This is a genomic window from uncultured Corynebacterium sp., assembly GCF_945649885.1.
GTDB lineage: Bacteria > Actinomycetota > Actinomycetes > Mycobacteriales > Mycobacteriaceae > Corynebacterium.
In genome coordinates, this window is the sequence record NZ_CALZFS010000190.1 from 1 (window position 1) to 3,110 (window position 3,110).

Consider the following 3,110-nt stretch of genomic DNA (forward strand, 5'->3'; position numbering starts at 1 on the left):
CACCGACTGTTCCGGATCACCCGCGACGACCGTCAGCTCCGCAGAGGGAATGAACCTGGCTATCAGTTCCGCCGACTTCGGATCCAGATGTTGGGCATCATCAACAAACACACCCCGGTAGGTGACCTGGGGATCAGCCACCGCCAGTGCGCCGGTCACCAACTCCGATGCCGAATAACTATGGGATCCGGCAAGCCACATGATCTGCTTATATTCACGCAGAAACTCGCCCGTGGCCACCCAGTTCGGTCGATTAAATTCCTGACCATAACCCACCAGGTCATCCGGGCTCACTCCACGTTCCACCGCACGTAGCAGGAAATCTCTCAATTGTCGGGCGAAACCCACCATCCGCAGACTCTCACGCTGCTCCGCCGGCCAACCACCCAGGTTGTCCTCCGCCTGACCGCGCAACTGCTCGCGGATCACAGCATCCTGCTCCGCACCGGTGATCAGGCGGACATCCTCATCGGAGGAATCACGGATGAGGGCAAAAGCCAGGGAGTGGATCGAACGCACCATCGGACCATCGGAAACATAATCCATCTCTGAGACAAGTTCCGAGATCTCCCGGCGTAACCGACTGGCAGATTCCTTGGAGGCAGCCAGAATCAGAATGGATGAGGGATCCCAGCCTTGGCGGATCCTTTCGATGACCGTATCGATGACTACAGAACTGACCCCAGATCCGGCGACACCGGTGACCCGCCAGGTGCCGACGCCCCCATCAATCAACTCATGGACAGGTCCGATCCAGGTGCGTGGGGCGAGATGCGTGGTGGCCGGGACGAGGCGGACATCAGGGGTGGGTGGAATGAAAGGTTGGTACTCCGACATACCTTCAGAGTTTGTCAGAAATATAGGACACAAGCGCAACCTCAGCCCTGTCCAGGTTCGAAATGATGTTTTCTTCCGTATTTTCCGATAATTCCTGGATGTTGCGACGATATAAAAACGCGCGCAGCAGCAACTGATCAATATCCGGCAGGTGAGAGAAACGGCGCAGGATCCCCTCATCCACTGCTCCCAGCAGCAACCCGTCGATGATCACCAGAGCCGCAGTGAAACCATGGGGCCGGACCGTCGGAACGATGTCGGTGACCAGCGGTGGCTGGGTTCCGGAATACAAGGTGGTGGCCAACATGTCGGCATGCCCGACTTGATCCGGTTGGTTGACGGGTCGCAACAGTGCACCGATGCGTCCCTGCTGCTCCCCCCAGGCCCGGATATCAGCACGGGTGTAGAGACTCTGTGGGGATAACTCCGGTTTGGGTGCGTCAACAAGTGCGTCGGCAAGACGCAGTGCCGCCACCACGGTTTCATCCACCCGGTAGGCGATTGACCCGGTGGAATACACCGAGGCACGCCACCCGGACACCACGAAACGTCCATCGGTGGAACGGATGGGGCGGGCAACCCGCACCCCCTCCGGGCGTAGACTTTCACGCACCTTGGAGGACCATGGGGCGATCTCCGCGTTCATCGACTTGGAAAACACCGTATTGCCAATGCGGAAACCATGATCCCATGCCTCCCCGAGACGCTCGGCAGGCCCCGCACCGACTTGGAAGGCGTCGCGGATGTGATCAGGAAGCTGGTCAGACATGGTTCTCCTCAAACAGTCAGAACTTAAAGTCCCCGCGGATACGGCCAGGGATTAAACACACACGTGGCATTGTCATCAGGATAAACCTCGCCTGAGTCAATATTGTAGAGCTCCGAATTATTCAGACTTAAGGTCTGCTGCATCATGATCGGGGCCAGTTCCCCATCAGCCGCACAGAAATCATGGGTGGCATAGCCCAGACCATGCCCGACCTCATGGTTGATCAGATACTGGCGGTAGGAACCTAGATCTCCTTCAAAGGGCACAGCTCCGCGGATCCACCGGGATTCATTGATCAGGACACGGTTACCGATGGAATAGAAACAACTGGTTTCCATCTCAATATCATTGCCGCACAATGCATGGGTGGTATCCAGCGAGGTCAGTTGGATACGCAGATCCGGTTCGCGGCGATCATCGACAGCGATATGTTCAAATGCCCAGGCGGGATCCCCGATCCACCCCTTCGGATTGGCCAGGGTGGCATCCACAGCTGCGACAAATCCATCATCACCGCCATAGGCTGCGGTATTGATGCCATCCTCGACCTCCACAACATAGGTGAAGACACGTTCATCGCCCTCTCCCACCTGTGGCTGGGGCATACCCACAGCACGGAAGGTGCCCCAGCCGCGCTCCGTGAACGGGCCACCGGGAGGAAGTTCCGTGGCGGGGATGGTCATCGGCCCGGCATCAGCTGGATCCGGCCCCGGTGCGCCGGGGGACGTTGGGGTGGTGGGCGTCGATAAGCTTGACGACGGTGCAGCCACCTCCCGGGAAGCACCACTGCCGGTGGAAAAAACATCGATGAGCACCCAGACCGTAATGACTGCAAGAACCGGGATGGCGTATGCACGCCACCCGTAATCCCGAGCGAAACGGACCAGAAACGGTTCCTGTGCCACTAGATCTGACTACCCCTTTTTAAGCGCCGGCGAAGCCGACTGCACGTGGCGTGGTGGTTCCAACTTCAACGTAGGCGATACGGCTATTACGGACCAGGAAGCGACGTCCCTTCTCATCCGTCATGTCAAAAACACCGGAGTCATCAGCCAGAGCCTCTGCCACCTTGGCAGCCACCTCATCCTGGGTCTGGTTGGCGGAAATAATGAGTTCACGTGCGGAATCAGCGAAACCGATCTTGATATCCATGCTTCTCCTAAAAGACTCGTTTGTTTGGAATGACCCTATTGTAACCGTGCAACGATAGTATCTAAGTTGTGTCTTCTGAAAGCCCTCGCCCCACGTTCACAGAGCTCGGTGTCGCAGTAGAAATTACCGACGCGCTCGAAGCCCTCGGCATCAGCCATACTTTCGCGATCCAGGAGTACACCCTTCCCATCGCATTGGACGGCCATGACCTGATTGGCCAGGCCCGCACTGGCATGGGCAAAACCTATGGATTCGGTGTGCCCCTGCTTGACCGGGTCTTTGATTCCTCTGATGTGGAGGAAATCGATGGCACCCCGCGCGCACTGGTCATCGTGCCCACCCGTGAACTGGC

Annotated in this window: 5 protein-coding genes; 1 reads left to right on the forward strand and 4 read right to left on the reverse strand. The window is 57.8% G+C overall.

Annotated elements, in window-relative coordinates; genetic code table 11:
* The 4 genes from Q0M74_RS13550 to Q0M74_RS13565 all read right to left on the reverse strand — a co-directional run.
* Window positions 1-837 (reverse strand): UvrD-helicase domain-containing protein (locus tag Q0M74_RS13550; RefSeq protein ID WP_293955339.1); only part of this gene is annotated, 837 nt, incomplete at its 3' end.
* 4 nt (window positions 838-841) lie between these two features.
* Complete coding sequence (locus Q0M74_RS13555) at window positions 842-1,606, reverse strand: TIGR02569 family protein (RefSeq protein ID WP_293955341.1); 765 nt, start codon at window positions 1,604-1,606, stop codon at window positions 842-844.
* A gap of 23 nt (window positions 1,607-1,629) precedes the next feature.
* Complete coding sequence (locus Q0M74_RS13560) at window positions 1,630-2,493, reverse strand: DUF3152 domain-containing protein (RefSeq protein WP_293955346.1); 864 nt, start codon at window positions 2,491-2,493, stop codon at window positions 1,630-1,632.
* Window positions 2,494-2,530: 37 nt separating this feature from the next.
* Complete coding sequence (locus tag Q0M74_RS13565; protein WP_293955343.1) at window positions 2,531-2,758, reverse strand: DUF3107 domain-containing protein; 228 nt, start codon at window positions 2,756-2,758, stop codon at window positions 2,531-2,533.
* Between the two features lie 68 nt (window positions 2,759-2,826).
* Here Q0M74_RS13565 and Q0M74_RS13570 point away from each other — a divergent pair.
* Window positions 2,827-3,110: DEAD/DEAH box helicase (locus Q0M74_RS13570; protein WP_293955345.1), on the forward strand; the 284-nt coding region annotated here is incomplete at its 3' end.

What these genes read in the sequence shown, in the direction of transcription:
- Q0M74_RS13555 (WP_293955341.1), bottom strand. Translation starts at nt 1,606, where the DNA reads ATGTCTGACCAGCTTCCTGATCACATCCGCGACGCCTTCCAAGTCGGT.
- Q0M74_RS13565 (WP_293955343.1), bottom strand. Translation starts at nt 2,758, where the DNA reads ATGGATATCAAGATCGGTTTCGCTGATTCCGCACGTGAACTCATTATT.